Annotated in this window: 17 protein-coding genes and 2 tRNA genes; 10 read left to right on the top strand and 9 right to left on the bottom strand. The window is 65.6% G+C overall.

Features of this window, described 5'->3' with window-relative positions; translation table 11 throughout:
• Positions 1-22 precede the first annotated feature (22 nt).
• Both AN401_RS06990 and AN401_RS06985 read left to right on the top strand, forming a co-directional pair.
• Positions 23-310, top strand: coding sequence for a hypothetical protein (locus AN401_RS06990; protein WP_094039711.1), 288 nt, complete (start codon positions 23-25; stop codon positions 308-310).
• 198 nt (positions 311-508) lie between these two features.
• Positions 509-874, top strand: a complete 366-nt coding sequence (locus AN401_RS06985) for a hypothetical protein (protein ID WP_096778892.1) — start codon at positions 509-511, stop codon at positions 872-874.
• A 29-nt stretch (positions 875-903) separates the two neighbouring features.
• On the opposite strand, the gene AN401_RS06980 is transcribed toward AN401_RS06985, so the two are convergent.
• Both AN401_RS06980 and folD read right to left on the bottom strand, forming a co-directional pair.
• The gene (locus AN401_RS06980; protein WP_096778891.1) at positions 904-1,719 is read right to left on the bottom strand and encodes an ion transporter; all 816 of its coding nucleotides are present in this window, start codon (positions 1,717-1,719) and stop codon (positions 904-906) included.
• A 60-nt stretch (positions 1,720-1,779) separates the two neighbouring features.
• Complete coding sequence (gene folD / locus AN401_RS06975) at positions 1,780-2,637, bottom strand: bifunctional methylenetetrahydrofolate dehydrogenase/methenyltetrahydrofolate cyclohydrolase FolD (protein ID WP_094039714.1); 858 nt, start codon at positions 2,635-2,637, stop codon at positions 1,780-1,782.
• Between the two features lie 182 nt (positions 2,638-2,819).
• Between folD and AN401_RS06970 the strand changes: the two genes are divergently transcribed.
• Positions 2,820-2,896 (top strand) — tRNA-Arg (locus tag AN401_RS06970).
• A gap of 7 nt (positions 2,897-2,903) precedes the next feature.
• Positions 2,904-2,979, top strand: a tRNA-His gene (locus tag AN401_RS06965).
• Positions 2,980-2,982: 3 nt separating this feature from the next.
• Here the strand turns inward: AN401_RS06965 and AN401_RS06960 are convergent.
• The 6 genes from AN401_RS06960 to pspA are packed head-to-tail and all read right to left on the bottom strand — an operon-like array spanning position 2,983 to position 7,324.
• Positions 2,983-3,627: a tellurite resistance TerB family protein gene (locus AN401_RS06960; protein ID WP_096778890.1), complete on the bottom strand. Its 645-nt coding sequence runs from the start codon at positions 3,625-3,627 to the stop codon at positions 2,983-2,985.
• A gap of 13 nt (positions 3,628-3,640) precedes the next feature.
• A complete protein-coding gene (locus tag AN401_RS06955; RefSeq protein ID WP_096778889.1) occupies positions 3,641-4,639 on the bottom strand; it encodes a YcjF family protein in 999 nt (332 codons plus the stop codon).
• Entirely contained in the window at positions 4,636-6,039 is a 1,404-nt protein-coding gene (locus AN401_RS06950; RefSeq protein ID WP_096778888.1) for a YcjX family GTP-binding protein, read from the bottom strand. Before AN401_RS06950 ends, AN401_RS06955 begins: the two co-directional genes overlap by 4 nt.
• On the bottom strand, positions 6,036-6,425 hold the full coding sequence (gene pspC, locus AN401_RS06945) for an envelope stress response membrane protein PspC (protein WP_094039718.1): 390 nt from the start codon (positions 6,423-6,425) through the stop codon (positions 6,036-6,038). The genes AN401_RS06950 and pspC overlap by 4 nt, the downstream gene beginning before the upstream one ends.
• Positions 6,410-6,643, bottom strand: a complete 234-nt coding sequence (pspB, locus tag AN401_RS06940) for an envelope stress response membrane protein PspB (RefSeq protein WP_094039719.1) — start codon at positions 6,641-6,643, stop codon at positions 6,410-6,412. Before pspB ends, pspC begins: the two co-directional genes overlap by 16 nt.
• Before the next feature lie 3 nt (positions 6,644-6,646).
• Entirely contained in the window at positions 6,647-7,324 is a 678-nt protein-coding gene (pspA, locus tag AN401_RS06935; protein WP_094039720.1) for a phage shock protein PspA, read from the bottom strand.
• A 200-nt stretch (positions 7,325-7,524) separates the two neighbouring features.
• Between pspA and pspF the strand changes: the two genes are divergently transcribed.
• Genes pspF through AN401_RS06905 form a run of 6 tightly spaced genes read left to right on the top strand, consistent with a single transcriptional unit; the run spans position 7,525 to position 13,767 of the window.
• Positions 7,525-8,532, top strand: a complete 1,008-nt coding sequence (gene pspF, locus AN401_RS06930; RefSeq protein ID WP_096778887.1) for a phage shock protein operon transcriptional activator — start codon at positions 7,525-7,527, stop codon at positions 8,530-8,532.
• 2 nt (positions 8,533-8,534) lie between these two features.
• Positions 8,535-10,133, top strand: a complete 1,599-nt coding sequence (locus AN401_RS06925) for an ABC transporter substrate-binding protein (RefSeq protein WP_096778886.1) — start codon at positions 8,535-8,537, stop codon at positions 10,131-10,133.
• Positions 10,134-10,135: 2 nt separating this feature from the next.
• The gene (locus AN401_RS06920) at positions 10,136-11,098 is read left to right on the top strand and encodes an ABC transporter permease (RefSeq protein ID WP_094039723.1); all 963 of its coding nucleotides are present in this window, start codon (positions 10,136-10,138) and stop codon (positions 11,096-11,098) included.
• On the top strand, positions 11,082-11,975 hold the full coding sequence (locus tag AN401_RS06915) for an ABC transporter permease subunit (RefSeq protein ID WP_094039724.1): 894 nt from the start codon (positions 11,082-11,084) through the stop codon (positions 11,973-11,975). The genes AN401_RS06920 and AN401_RS06915 overlap by 17 nt, the downstream gene beginning before the upstream one ends.
• On the top strand, positions 11,975-12,976 hold the full coding sequence (locus AN401_RS06910; RefSeq protein ID WP_094039725.1) for a peptide ABC transporter ATP-binding protein: 1,002 nt from the start codon (positions 11,975-11,977) through the stop codon (positions 12,974-12,976). Before AN401_RS06915 ends, AN401_RS06910 begins: the two co-directional genes overlap by 1 nt.
• A complete protein-coding gene (locus AN401_RS06905) occupies positions 12,973-13,767 on the top strand; it encodes a peptide ABC transporter ATP-binding protein (RefSeq protein ID WP_094039726.1) in 795 nt (264 codons plus the stop codon). The genes AN401_RS06910 and AN401_RS06905 overlap by 4 nt, the downstream gene beginning before the upstream one ends.
• 4 nt (positions 13,768-13,771) lie before the next feature.
• Here AN401_RS06905 and miaE read toward each other — a convergent pair whose 3' ends face one another.
• Positions 13,772-14,533 carry a tRNA isopentenyl-2-thiomethyl-A-37 hydroxylase MiaE gene (miaE, locus tag AN401_RS06900; protein ID WP_408645761.1) on the bottom strand — a complete coding sequence of 254 codons (762 nt, stop codon included), beginning with the start codon at positions 14,531-14,533 and terminating at the stop codon, positions 13,772-13,774.
• Between the last annotated feature and the right edge of the window lie 79 nt (positions 14,534-14,612).

The following is a 14,612-nucleotide window of genomic DNA, read 5'->3' as shown; positions in this document are numbered from 1 at the left end:
CAGGTTTTAAGGAGCCTCGCCAATGCAAAAGTTTATTCCGGCCGCCTTGCTGGCGGTTCTGGTCGGTATCGTCGGCTGCGAAGAGAAAGGCCCGACCGACGATATCGGCGACAATATCGACCAGGTGATGGAGAAGGCCGCCTCCCAGCCCGAGCCGGTGCTGGATGAAAATGCCGCCCGGGAAACGACGCCGTCACCGGAAGCCCTCGAGCAGCAAAAAGAGGAATTCCAGCAGGCGATAGAAGAAGCGTCCAGGGAGGCGGAAGATCGCCTGAACGAAATCCTGGAAAACACCCTCGACCAGGAATAATCAGGGGACTCCCCCCCTGATTTTCCTCTTCAGCCCCGCCGGGGATGACAGTCCCCGTCATATCGACATTCGATTTTACCGCTCCGGCTGCGTCACCACCCTGCCTCCCCTATCATTTGGCCCAAGGCTAGGCTATTACTGATAGAGCAAAAACACAAAAGCGGCTCCGGCCGCCATGCAATCTAGCGAGGAACCGATATGAAGAAGTCATTGCTTAATGTTCTGCTGTTTACCTCTGTTACCGCCTTCGGCCTGGCAGCCTGTGACAACCAGGGCCCCGCCGAGCAGGCCGGCGAAAACGTCGATGAGGTTATCGAAAATGTTCAGGAGCAGGGCGAACAGATGACCGATGACGCCGCGGAAGCGCTGGGTGTAGAACAACAGGGAACCATGGAAGCACTGGGCGAAAAACTGGATGACGCCGCCAGCAGTGCCGCGGATGCCGCCGACGATGCCATGGACGCCGCCAGCGAACAGGCCGCGGAAATGGAGCAGGCCATGGACGAGGCGGCCGCCGAAGCCGAGCAGAAACTGAACGAATTGATGGAAGAAAGCAACCAGTAACCTCAGGGGAGCCTCGGCTCCCCTTCTTTTTACCTCTCCTCTTCCATTGCCCCGCCACAGTACTTGCAGTAACGGGCATCCCCGTCGTGGCCGCTCCGGTCGCACTGGGGGCAATGACGCAGGTTGTATTCCCGGCGCATTTCCCGTCCCAGCTCGGCGGTGATGATGCCGGTGGGCACCGCTATGATGGCGTAGCCCATCAGCATGGTCACGGCGGCGATGCCCCGACCGAGGGCGGTCTGCGGCGTGATGTCGCCGAATCCCACCGTGGTGATGGTGACGATGGCCCAGTAGATGCTGGTGGGAATGCTGGTAAAGCCGTTTTCCGGCCCTTCCACCACATAGAGCAGGGAGCCGAACAGGGTGACCAGGATAAAGAGCGTGCTGAAGAACACGATGATCTTGCGCCGGCTCTGGTTGAGCGAGCGCAGCAGAAGATTGGCCTCGTTGACGTAGCGCATCAGCTTGAGCACCCGGAAGATGCGCAACACCCGCAGCAGGCGGATCACCATCAGGAAGCTGGCGCCGGGAACGAAAATCGCCAGGTAGGTCGGCAGCGCCGCCAGCAGATCGATAACACCGTAAAAGCTTTTGGCGTAGGCGGCCCGGTTCTGGGCACAATAGACCCGCAGGCCGTACTCGAGGGTGAACAACAGGGTAAAGCCCCACTCCAGCCCGTAGAGCAGGCCGCCATAGTGGGCCCGCACCGAACCCATGGAGTCCAGGAACAGCACCAGTATGGACAGCAGTATGGTGACGATCAGGGCGATGTCGAAGCGGCGCCCCGCCGGCGTCTCGGTGCCGAAGATCACCGTATAGAGCACATCCTTGTCGGGCCAATGCATCGGCTTTCCCTCTTGGGGCGGGGCGCCGGGCAAGCGCCCGGCCCCCGGTTCAGGACGAGATCAGTTGTCGTGATAACGTTCGCAGGCGATCAGGGTATTCTCGATCAGCGCCGCCACCGTCATGGGGCCCACGCCGCCGGGTACGGGAGTGATGTAGGAGGCGCGCTCGGCGGCCACCGCATACTCCACGTCGCCCACCAGGCGGCCGTCGTCCAGGCGGTTGATGCCCACGTCGATCACCACGGCGCCGGGCTTGATCCAGTCGCCGGGAATGAAGTTGGGCTTGCCCACCGCCACCACCAGCAAGTCGGCCCCTTCCACCTTGGCCTTGAGATCCTCGGTGAAGCGATGGCAGGTGGTGGTGGTGCAGCCGGCTAGCAGCAGCTCCAGGGTCATGGGCCGGCCCACGATGTTGGAGGCACCCACCACCACGGCGTTGAGGCCGTGGGTTTTGATGTGGCTGCGCTCGATCAGGGTCATGATGCCCTTGGGGGTGCAGGGGCGCAGGGCCGGAATACGCTGGGCCAGGCGCCCTACGTTGTAGGGGTGGAAGCCGTCCACGTCCTTGTGGGGGTGGATGCGCTCTATCACCAGGGTGCTGTCGATATGGGCCGGCAGCGGCAGTTGCACCAGGATGCCGTCTATGGTGGCGTCCCGGTTCAGCTCGTCAATCAGATCAAGCAATTGCTGCTCTGTGGTTTCCTGGGGCAAATCGTAGGACTTGGAGACAAAGCCCACCTCTTCGCAGGCCCGGCGCTTGCTGCCGACATAGACCTGGGAAGCAGGATTGGCGCCCACCAGTATCACCGCCAGGCCGGGCGCGCGCTTGCCCGCGCTTTTCCGTTCGGCCACCCGTTCGGCCACCTGGTTGCGTACCGCCTGTGCAATCGCTTTTCCATCGATTATTTGAGCTGACATCTGCGTTGATTCTCACCTTTATAAACCTGCGGCGATTGTCGCATTTTTTCAGGGGTTTGATAAGCGAGGCACTCGGGCTTTCCGCCGCCGGGGCGGCCCGACAAAGCCGTTGACCCCCGCATGGCAAATAGGTATGATGCCGCCCCGTTACGCCGTGGCCCGCCCACGGAAAACGCCAAAAAGCGCCCTTAGCTCAGCTGGATAGAGCATCCGCCTTCTAAGCGGATGGTCGCAGGTTCGAGTCCTGCAGGGCGCGCCATCTTGTGGTGACCGTAGCTCAGTTGGTAGAGTCCCGGATTGTGATTCCGGTTGTCGCGGGTTCGAGCCCCGTCGGTCACCCCAACTTCATTCCCCCATCCCCTGCTCCGCCTGTTTTTCCAGATGCGCCACCAACTCCGCCGGCAAATTGAGCCGGTGCGCCAGCGCCTGCAGATAGGTTCGCTCCGCCGCCTGATCCGGATCGATCACCAGCCGTGATGCCAGGTACAGCTCCGCCGCCTGCTCGGGCCCGCGGGCCGAGGCGACGATGTCGCCCAGCGCCACCGGCGCCGAGAGCATGTCGAACACCAGCGCCTTTTCCTCCGCCGCCAGCCCCATCTGCTCCACCTGCTCGAAGATCCGCTGTTGCTCGGTGGCATCCACATGGCCGTCGGCCTTGGCCGCTCCTATCATGGCCCGCATTAGCGCCAGCTGGAAGGACTCGCCGTCAGCCGCCGGGGCATCGGGCGAGAAGCGCGGATCCAGCCGCTGCAGATCGGCGCCGCTGGCCGGGGTGGCCTGGGCCGGGCTCTGGCCCTGCTGCCAGTTCTGGTAGGCCTTCCAGGCCATGACGCCGGCGGCGGCCAAACCGGCGTACTTGAGGGTGCCGCCGGTCATCTTGCGACCCTTCTTGCTGCCGAGCAGCAGGCCGAGAATGCCACCGGTGGCGGCGCCCTTGCCAAAACCGGGGTTGTTGCCCAGAAACTGGCCGATCAGTTTGTCTACTTTCATCAAGAATGCCTCCTTACCGGCTCCTGCTCATCAGTTTAGCCACCTTGTCGACCAACGCCCGGCGGATGCCGCCCAGCTGTTTCCTTTCGTCCCCCTGCCAGGGCACCGGACGGCAGAAATCCATGGCCTGCAGTCCCAGGCGGGCGGTGAGCAGGCCGGCACCCACGCCCTGGCCGGCCCGGGCCGACAGCCGTCCGGCCAGCTCCAGCCCGAGCAGATCCATGCCCATGTCGAGGGCCGCCTCCGAGGCGCCCACATAGAGCATGTGCCGGAGCAGGCGGCGGATCAATCGCCAGCGGCTGAGCGCCCCCAGGCGGATGCCGTAGCAGGCGCTGATGTCCTCGATCATCCGCAAGTTGCGCCACAGCACCAGCAGCATGTCCACCGCCGCCAGGGGGCTGGCCGCCACCATCACCGCCGCCTCGCCGGACCACTTCAGCACCCGGGCCCGGGCCTGGCGATCCTGGCTGGCGAGCACCTGCCGGCTGTAGAGGGCCAGCACCTCCGCGTCCTGCTCCTGATCGGAAAGCTGCCTGAGCCAGCCCTGGTAGGCATCCGACTGCTCCAGGCCGCCCTGGCGGGCCAGTTGCTCGCAAAAAGCCTTGGCCCGGCCGTTGCCCTGCCCGGCCAGCAGTTGCTCGGCCCGGGCGCGCAGGGCGGATACCCGCTCCAGGGCACGCAGCAGGCGCAGCTCCCGCCACAGGCTGCCCAGGGCCGCCAGCGCCAGCAGGCCGACGGCCAGGCTCCAGGCGGCCCCCAGCAGCAGGCTGTCCTGCCAGGTCTGCCACAGCTGGATGGCGGAGTGCACCAGCAGCAGCAGGAGCAGCAACAGGGCGCCGCTCCACCACAGCCAGTGCCGGCGGCGGGGTCGCAGGCCCTCGACCAGGGGCGGCGCCGGCGTGTCGTCCAGCGCGATAAAATCGTCCTGCTCCAGTTGCCGGCCCGGGCGCAGGGGCGCCTCCTCGGGTCCTGGCAGCGGGCTGTCCAGTATCACCTTGCTTTTCAGTGTCACGATAATTTGTCTCCCAGCAGGAAAGCCAGCGCCTGATCCAGGCGCAGATGGGGCAGCGGCGCCTCCGGCCGCCACTCGGGCGGGGCGAACTCGGTGAAGTCGAAGCCCCGCCGTTGCCAGAAGTCGTCGCCGGGCAGGGCCTCGGGCACTTCGCCCGGATAGAGGGTCACCGGGGCGAGGTCCTCCAGCCGGCGCCCCTGCAGGGCGGGGATCTCCTCGCCCTGGTGCCGGACCCGGCCGCTATGGGTGGCCTTGATCGAGGCCAGGGCCAGGGTATGGATGTCGATGCCGGACAGCCGGGCCTGGCGATGGCCGCCGCGCACCAGGGTGCCCAGCAGCCGGGTCAGGCGGCAGTGCTGATCCGGGGTCAGGTGGTCGGCCTTGGTGGCGGCAAACAGCAGCTTGTCGATGCGCGGGGCGAACAGCCGCCGCCACCAGCCGCTCTTGCCGTATTCGAAGCTCTGCAGTATGGCGTCCAGCGCCCGGCCCAGATCGGTGAAGCTCCCCGGCCCCCGGTTGAGCGGCGTGAGGCAGTCCACCAGCACGATCTGCCGGTCGAAGCCGGCGAAGAATTCCCGGTAGAAGCCGGCGACCAGGTGCTTCTTGTAGTGTTCGAAGCGGGCCTCCATCATGCCGTGGTGGTGCTGCTCGCCCAGGCCGGTGCCCACCTCGCCCCAGACCCAGGGCACGAACTGCAGCATGGGCGCACCCTGGTATTCGCCGGGCAGCACGAAGCGCCCCGGCTGCACCAGGTAACGGCCCAACTCCCGCTTGCAGTCGTGCAGCCAGCGGGTATAGGCGGCCGCCAGCGGCGCGATGCGTGCGTCCTCGGCGGGGCCGTCGGGAGCCAGCCCCTCGCCCATCTGCAGCCAGGGGCCGGCCAGTTCCCGCAACGCCGGCTCCCGCAGCAGCTCGCGCTGCTGGCCGCTCCACTGGGCGTAGCTCATCGCCAGCAGCGGCAGATCCAGCAGCCACTCGCCCGGGTAGTCGACGATTTCCAGGTAGAGGGTGGCGTTGTCGTTGAGCCGGCGCTTGAGCCGGTTTTTGGGTCGGTACTTGATGGCCAGGGTGATCTCGCTGATGCCGCGGGTGGGCTCGGGCCAGGCCGGCGGAGTGCCCGCCAGCTGGCCGAGGGCCGCCTCGTAGCCGAAGGCGGGCACATGGTGGTGGCGGCTCGGCACCCGTTTGATGCCGAGCAGGCGCCCTTCCGCCGCCGGCGGCCAGTGGGGCAGGCGGGCGTCCAGGCCGGCGTGCTCCAGCTGGTTGACCAGGCTGGTGATAAAGGCGGTCTTGCCGCTGCGGCTCAGGCCCGTTACCGCCAGCCGCAGCCGCTGATCCAGGCCGCGCTGTACCCAGGCGCCGGCCTTGTGTCGCCACTGGGTCAGTGCCGTCTTGCTCATTTATCCTCGCGCAGGTCGTTGAATTCCCGGCGCAGGCGGAACTCCCGGGAGGTCAGCAGTTGCTCCATCTCCGCCACCCGGCCGTTGAGCCGCCGGAGCTTGCCTTCCAGCTTGTCCAGCGCCTCTTTCGGCGACAGCCCCGACTGCCAGCCGGCGCTCTTTACGTGGGCCGGTTCGGGCTCCGGCTGATCCGGCCTGTCCTCCAGCAGCAGCCAGGCGGCCATGTACAGCACGAAGGTGAGAAAGCTGGCGAACACCAGGCCGGTGACCGCCAGCACCCGCACCAGCCAGGGCTCGACCCCGGCCTTGCGGGCGATGCCGGCGCACACGCCGCCGAGCTTGCCATTGCGCTTGTCGCGATACAGGTTCATCAGGGTCGACGCCATCCCGGTACCTCCTGGTCCAAGAGCCGTTCGAGGGTTTCCACCCGTTCGGCCAGTTGATCCGCCTGAGTCAGGGCCTGCTCCAGCCGCTGGCGGGCGGACTCGTCCAGCCCGGCGTCCAGCCGGCGCTTGCTGCGGTAGTGCAGCACCAGCCAGATGGGCACCACCAGGAACAGGAAGATGTTGAGGGGGGCCACCAGGGCCCAGGCCAGTTCGGACATCGGTTATCCTCGCTCTTGTTCATCTTGGCTCTTGTTCATCCTGGCCTTGAGCTTGTCCAGCTCCCGGCTGATGGCGTCGTCCACCTCCAGCTCGGCGAAGGCCTGATCCAGCCCCTTGCTCTGGCTGTACAGATCCGCCTTGGCTTCCAGCTCGTCTATCTTGCGCTCCATCCGCTCGAACTTGTCGACGGCCGAGGCGGTCTCGCTGTGGCGCACCCGCTCCTGCACCTTGATCCGGCTCTGGGCGCTGCGCTCACGCAGCTGCATCGCCTGCTGGCGGGCGCGGGCGTCGGCCAGCTTGGCCTCAAGCGCGTTGATGGCCTCGGACAGCTTGTTCATGCCCTCCTCCACCGCCGCGCACTCCCGCTCCAGGGCCTTCAGCAGTTCGACCTGCTTGTTCTTCTCGATCAGGGCGGCCCGGGCCAGGTCTTCGCGCTCCTTGGTCAGCGCCAGTTCGGCCTTGTCCTGCCACTCCTGCACCCGCTCCCGGTGGCGCTCGATCTGGCGCAGCAGATCTTTTTTCTCGGCCAGGAAGCGGGCCAGGTTGGAGCGCTCGCGCACCAGCTCGTCCTCCATCTCCTGGATGATCAGCCGCACCATCTTGGCCGGATCCTCGGCCTTGTCCAGCAGGGAATTCAGGTTGGCGTTGATGATGTCCGCCAGTCGGGAAAATATGCTCATGGTCGTGTTCCTCCGGGCTTGGGGTTGAAGGGCCGCCCTCGCGGCCCACCTGCCCTATAGATAACAACTTATATGCCAACTTTATCGAAAACACTAATTTATTGATAAACCAATAAAATCGGAAAAATGTGTGGCCGGGCCGCTGGCCAGGGCCGGCGAATCACACTACCATTTGGTAAATTTCGCCACACAGATAAGCCATGACCGACAACGAGCTGATCGGCCAGTCCAACCCCCTGCTGGCCGTGCTGGAGCAGGTCTCCCTGCTCGCGCCCCTGGACAAGCCGGTGCTGGTCGTGGGCGAGCGCGGCACCGGCAAGGAACTGGTGGCCCACCGGCTGCACTATCTGTCTTCCCGCTGGCAGCAGCCCTTCATCTCCCTCAACTGCGCCACCCTGGCCGAGACCCTGCTCGAGACCGAGCTGTTCGGCCACGAGGCCGGCGCCTTCACCGGCGCCCAGCGGCGCCACCTGGGCCGCTTCGAGCGGGCCGACGGCGGCACCCTCTTCCTCGACGAACTGGCCACCACCAGTCCTCGGGTGCAGGAAAAGCTGCTGCGGGTCATCGAATACGGCGAGTTCGAACGGGTCGGCGGCAGCCAGCCGGTGTCGGTGAACGTGCGGCTGGTGTGCGCCACCAACCGGGATCTGCCGGCCCTGGCCAGGGGCGGAGAATTTCGTGCCGATCTGCTTGATAGACTGGCCTTCGATGTGGTTACATTGCCGCCCCTGCGCGCCAGGGGTGACGATATCCTGCGGCTGGCGGAGCACTTCGCCGTCAACCTGTGCATGGAGCTGGGCTGGCCCCTGTTCGCCGGCTTCAGCCCGGCGGTACGCGAGCAGTTGCTGAGCCACCCCTGGCCGGGCAATGTGCGCGAGCTGAAAAACGTGGTGGAGCGCAGCCTGTACCGCCAGGGCCAGCCGGAAGAGCCCCTGGCCGAGCTGTACCTGGACCCTTTTGCCTCGCCCTGGCGGCCGGGCGGGCCGGTGCCGGCCGGGCCCGAGGAGACGGACAGCCTGCCCTGCGATCTGCGGGCCTTCCTGGCCGAAGAAGAATGTCGGCTTATTGGTGCCGCCCTGGCCCGGGCCCGTTATAATCAGCGCCAGGCCGCCGAGCTGCTGGGCTTGAGCTATCACCAGCTGCGCGGCCTGTTACGTAAATACGCTTCCCTCTTGCCGGCGGGCGAGAAGGCGGAACACAAGGACTAAGCATGCGTTTATGGCTCTGCGGCCTGCTCACCCTCCTGCTGGCGGGCTGCGACACCGGTAACCGGCAGCTGGCGGCGGAAAGCCTGCTGTACTGCATCGAGGGGGCGCCGCTCACCTTCAACCCGCAGCTGGTCACCTCCTCCGAAACCCTGGACGCCACCGCCCACCAGCTCTACGACCGGCTGCTGGACATCGATCCCAACAACCAGCAGCCGATGCCGGCCCTGGCCCTGAGCTGGAGCCGGAGCGACGATGCCCTGCGCTACCGCTTCGTGCTGAGGCCCGGGGTGACCTTTCACCAGACCGCCTGGTTCAGCCCCAGCCGACCGCTCAATGCCGAAGACGTGGTGTTCAGTTTCCGCCGGCTGATGGACCAGGGTCACCCCTACCACGGGGTGAGCGGCGGTCGCTATCCCTTCTTCGACAGCATCGGCTGGCGGGAACTGGTCCGCGAAGTGAACGCCCTGTCCAGCCACGAGGTGGAATTCGTGCTGTCCCGCCCCGACGCCTCTTTCCTCGCCAACCTGGCCACCGACTATGCGGTGGTGCTGTCGGCGGAATACGCCGAACAGCTGCTCGGCCAGGGCACCCCGCAACTGCTCGACCAGCAGCCGGTCGGCACCGGCCCCTTCCTGCTCGGCCAGTACCGCACCGACGAGTTTATCCGCTACCATCGCCATCCCACCCACTGGCGCGGCGCCGCCCGCCTCGGCCAGCTGGTGTTCGACATCACCCCCAAGTCGTCCAAGCGGCTGGCCAAGCTGCTCACCGGCGAGTGCGACGTCATGGCCCACCCGGGCACCAGCCAGCTGTCGGTGATCCGGGAGCACCCGGCCCTGGAGCTGAGCCAGGCCACCGGCATGAACGTGGCGGTACTGGCGCTCAACACCCTGAAACCGCCCTTTAACGATATCCGGGTGCGCAAGGCGCTCTCCCTGGCCCTGAACCGGGAAGACATACTGCATGCCGTCTATTTCGATATCGGCTCCCTGGCCGAGTCGCTGCTGCCGCCGGTATCCTGGGGCTATCATCCCAACCTGCTGATGCCGCTGCCGGACATGAGCCGGGCCCGCTTCCTGCTGGAGCAGGCCGGGCTGGAGAAGGGCTTCGATCTGACCCTGCTGGTGCCGGCCGGCGCGCGCACCTTCAACCCGGACGGGCTCAAGACCGGCCAGTTGATCCAGCGCCGCCTGGCGGAACTCGGCATCCGGGTGCGCTTGCTGAGCCTGGAAGAGCAGATACTGCGCCGGGAGCTTATCCTCGGTGAGCAGGATGCGGTGCTCACCGGCTGGTCCGCCGACACCCCGGATCCGGACAACATGCTGCGCAACCTGCTCAGTTGCCAGGCCATCGCCGCCGGCACCAACGCCAGCCGCTGGTGCCATCCGCTGTTCGAGCGGCAGCTGGATCTGGCCCTGTCCGAACCCAGCCTGGCCAGCCGCATCCGCCACTACCAGTTGGCCCAGGAGCTGGCCTTCCAGGACATGGCGATCATTCCCCTGGTACACAGCCTCAAGCTGCAGGCCCACCGCACCCCGGTGAAGGGGCTGCGCCTGCAACCCTATGGCGGCGTCGCCTTCCACCAGGCCTACAAGGAGTAGCCATGCTGCGTTACCTGCTGCGGCGGCTCAACCTGCTGCTGACCACCCTGCTGATGCTGACCCTGATCGCCTACGCCCTGGAGTACCACCTGCTGACCGATATCCGCGGCGACTTCTGGAGCGGCTACCTGGTCTTTATCCGCCAGTTGCTGGCCGGGGACTTCGGCATCTCCAGCGCCACCGGCATGCCGGTGCTGGGCGCGCTCGGCCAGTATTTCCCCGCCACCCTGGAGCTGTGCCTGGCCGCCTTCGTCATTTCCATGGTCGTCGGCGTGCCCGTCGGCACCCTGGCGGCCCTGCGCCAGGGCCGCTGGCAGGATACCCTGATCCTCACCGGCACCCTGGTGGGCTATTCGGTGCCGGTGTTCTGGCTCGGCCTGCTGCTGGTGATGTTCTTTTCGCTCAACCTGGGCTGGCTGCCGGTCTCGGGCCAGTTGAGCCTGCTGTACGACATCAGTCCGGTCACCGGCATCATGACCATCGACGCCCTGCTCGCCGAGCATCCCTACCGTTGGCCGGCCTTTCTCGACGCCCTCAGGCACCTGGTGCTGCCCTCCCTGGTGCTGGCCATAGTGCCCACCACCGAGGTGATCCGCCAAATCCGCAGCGCCCTGCTGGAGGTGATGAAGCAGAACTACATCCGGGCCGCCCTGACCAAGGGCCTGAGCGAAACCCAGGTGATGCTGCGCCACGGCCTGCGCAACGCCTTTCCCATGGCCATTCCCACCCTGGGGCTGCAGCTCGGCACCGTGCTGACCTCGGCGATGATGACCGAGATCGTGTTCGACTGGCCTGGCCTGGGCCGCTGGCTGGTGACCAGCATAGCGCTGCAGGATTATGCCGCCATCAAGGGCGGTACCCTGGCCATCGCCACCTTCACCGTCGTCGCCAACGTGCTGGTGGACATCGTTTCCACCCTGATCTATCCCACCCGGAGGAAGGCCCTTTATGCCAAGCAGGGCTAACATCTACCCCGAGCTCAAGGTGCGCTCCCCGCTGGAGCAGGCCTGGGAGCTGTTTCGCAAGAATACCCTGGCGATGATCGGCCTCTGGGGACTGGGTTTTTTGACCCTGTTTACCCTGCTCGGCCCCTGGCTGGCCCCCCATCCGCCCTATGAGCAGTTCAGCCAGGCGCTGTTGCTGCCGCCCTCCTGGGCCATCGACGGCAATATCGACTTTTTTCTCGGCACCGACGATCTGGGCCGCGACCTGCTCTCGCGGCTGATCATGGGCGCCCGCCTCACCTTCGGCAACGGCGTGCTGGTGGTGCTGGTGGCGCTGCTGGTGGGGGGGTGCATCGGCATCCTCGGCGGCATGAGCAAGGGGCTCAAGGCGAGCATCCTCAACCACCTGCTCGATACCCTGCTGTCCATCCCCTCCCTGCTGCTGGCCATCATCTTCGTGGCCATTCTGGGACCGGGGCTGTTCAATACCCTGCTGGCCATCACCCTGGCCCTCACCCCCCAGTTTATCCGCGCCACCTACAATGCGGTCTCGGACGAGATGCAGAAGGAGTACATCACCGCCCTGCGCCTCGATGGCGCCAACCAGTGGCGTATACTCAGGTTTGGGGTGTTGCCCAACCTGAGCGACACCATCGTCAGCCAGACCACCCGCGGGCTGTCTGCCGCCATCCTGGACATCACCGCCGTGGGCTTTCTCGGCCTGGGCGCCCAGCCACCCCGCCCGGAATGGGGCGCCATGCTGTCGGACGCGGTGGATCTCATCTACCTGTCGCCCTGGACGGTGATACTGCCGGGGCTGGCGATACTGCTCTCGGTGCTGGTGGTGAACATGGTGGGAGAAGGCCTGCGCCAGGCCATCAATGAGGTAATGAACTGATGCCGCTGCTGGATATTCGCAACCTGACCATCGAAATCGACACGCCCCAGGGCATGGTCAAGGCGGTGGACAAATTCAGCCTGACCCTGGCCGACGGCGAAATCCGCGGCCTGGTGGGCGAGTCCGGCTCGGGCAAGAGCCTGGTGGCCCAGACCATAGTGGGCATCGAAAAGGACACCTGGCGGGTCACCGCCGACCGCATGTACCTCGACAACATCGACCTGCAGAGCCTGTCCCCCAAGGAGCGGCGACGCATCATGGGGCGGGATATCGCCATGGTGTTCCAGGAACCCTCCAGTTGCCTCGACCCTTCCGAGAAAATCGGCGCCCAGTTGGAGGAAGCCATTCCCGCCCGCAGCTTCCAGGGCAAGTGGTGGCAACGCTGGCAGTGGCGCCGCAAGCAGGCGGTGGCCCTGCTGCACCGGGTGGGCATCCGGGATCACAAGATGGTGATGAACGCCTATCCCTACCAGTTGTCGGAAGGGGTCTGCCAGAAGGTGATGATCGCCATGGCCATCGCCAACCAGCCCAAGCTGCTGGTGGCCGACGAGCCCACCAACGCCATGGAGGCCACCAACCAGGCCCAGATACTGCGGCTGCTGGAGCGGGTGAACAAGCTCTCGGGCACCACCATACTGCTGATCAGCACCGACATGACCGCCTTCGCCAAGCTGACCCACAACATCACCGTCATGTACTGCGGTCAGACGGTGGAGTCCGGCACCCGGGAGCAGATCCTGACCCGGCCGCACCATCCCTACACCGCCGCCCTGCTGCAGATGATGCCGGATCTGGACGGCACCCTGCCGCACAAGTCGCGGCTGAACACCCTGCCCGGGGTGATCCCCCCCTTGCAAAACCTCCCCATCGGCTGCCGGCTGGGACCACGTTGTCCCAATGCCCGCAAGGAATGCGTGGTGACTCCACCCCTGGCCAAGGTCAAGGGCCATGTGTACTACTGCCATTTCCCGCTCAACATGCAAAAAGGTAAATCCAGATGAGCCAGGTGCCCCTGCTCAAGGTCGACAATCTCAGCAAGGTGTTCGTCAACCAGAGCGGCCTGTTCCGCCGCCAGCGCAAGGTCGCCTTTTACCCCCTGTCGTTCACCCTGGAGCGGGGCCAGACCCTGGCGCTGATGGGCGAGGCCGGCTCCGGCAAGAGCACCCTGGCCAAGGTGCTGGCCGGGGTGATGCCACCCACCCAGGGCAGCATCTATATCGACGGCGACAAGATAGAGCCGGGGGACGACAAGAAGCGCTGCAAGCTGCTGCGCATGATCTTCCAGGACCCCAGCACCGCCCTCAACCCGCGCAGCCGCATCGGCCAGATCCTGGAGGCGCCGCTCAGCCTCAATACCGAGCTCGACGCCGAGCAGCGGCAGGCCCTGGCCCTGGACACCCTGCGCATGGTGGGGCTGCTGCCGGATCACTACCATTTCTACCCGGGCATGATCTCCACCGGCCAGAAACAGCGGGTGGCCCTGGCCCGGGCGCTGATCCTCTCGCCCAGGATCATCGTCGCCGACGAGGCCATCTCCACCCTGGACCTGTCGGTGCGCTCCCAGATCATCAACCTGCTGCTGAGCCTGCAGAGCACCCTGGGGCTGTCCTATATCATCGTGGCCAACGATCTGGGCGTGGTGCGGCACATCAGCGACCAGGTGATCCTGATGCACGAGGGCCATGTGGTGGAAGCCGGGCCCACCGCCCGGGTGCTGGCCAATCCCCAGAGCGAACAGGGCCTGCGCCTGCTGCAGAGCTACAACAACGAATACCGCTGGCACCGGGGCTGAGGCGTCAGGCGGCCACCGGCACCCCGCTGTGGAAGCGGAACAGAGGGTCGGGCGAGCGGATGAGTTCCGCCTCCTTCTCGCCGAAAAAAGCCACCCGTTCGTCGATGCTCTCTCCCGCATAATCCCGCGCCAACGCCAGGTAATCCTGGTAGTGGCGGGCCTCGGAGCGCAGCAGCGACACGTAGAACCGGGCCAGCTCGTCATCCAGCCAGGGCGCCAGCCGGGCGAAGCGCTCGCAGGAGCGCGCCTCTATGTAGGCGCCGATGATCAGGCGATCCACGATGGCCGCCGGTTCATGGGTGCGCACATAAGCCAGCAGCCCGCTGGCGTAGCGGGAGGCGGAGAGGGTACCGTAGGCAATGCCGCGGGCCTGCATGATCTCCAGCACCTGCTCGAAATGGTGCAGCTCCTCCTGGATAAGGCGCACCATCTTCACCAGCAGATCGTTCTTGGCCAGCTCGTCGAACACCCGCCGGTTGTCCTCGGTCAGGGCCTGCTTGCCCAGCACCTCGCCCTTGTCCGGCAGGGCGTCCAGCGACTTGTAGAAATCGAGGTTGGGCAGCAGCTTGCGCTTGTCCTTCGGCAGGCAGTAGCGGCGCACCAGGCGGTGGGCGCTCATGGCCGCCTTCATCTCGCAGTTGGCGTGATCCACCAGCAGGGTGGCCAGGTGCGCGGGCCTGCGCGCCTCGGCCAGCCACTCATCCGGAGTGGGGCAATGCAAAAAGCCATGGATGGGGGCCAATAACTGACTAAACTCTGTATTCAAGGGACTGGCGTGCAAAATAAATACCTACGAACAGGGCGGCAAGTGGCAATGGAGTCAAGCGGCTTAGTGTATCAATTCG

The sequence above is a fragment of the Zobellella denitrificans genome, assembly GCF_002407485.1.
Taxonomy (GTDB): domain Bacteria; phylum Pseudomonadota; class Gammaproteobacteria; order Enterobacterales; family Aeromonadaceae; genus Oceanimonas; species Oceanimonas denitrificans.
Note: the sequence above shows the minus strand (reverse complement) of the source record. Positions and strands in the feature narration are given on the sequence as shown.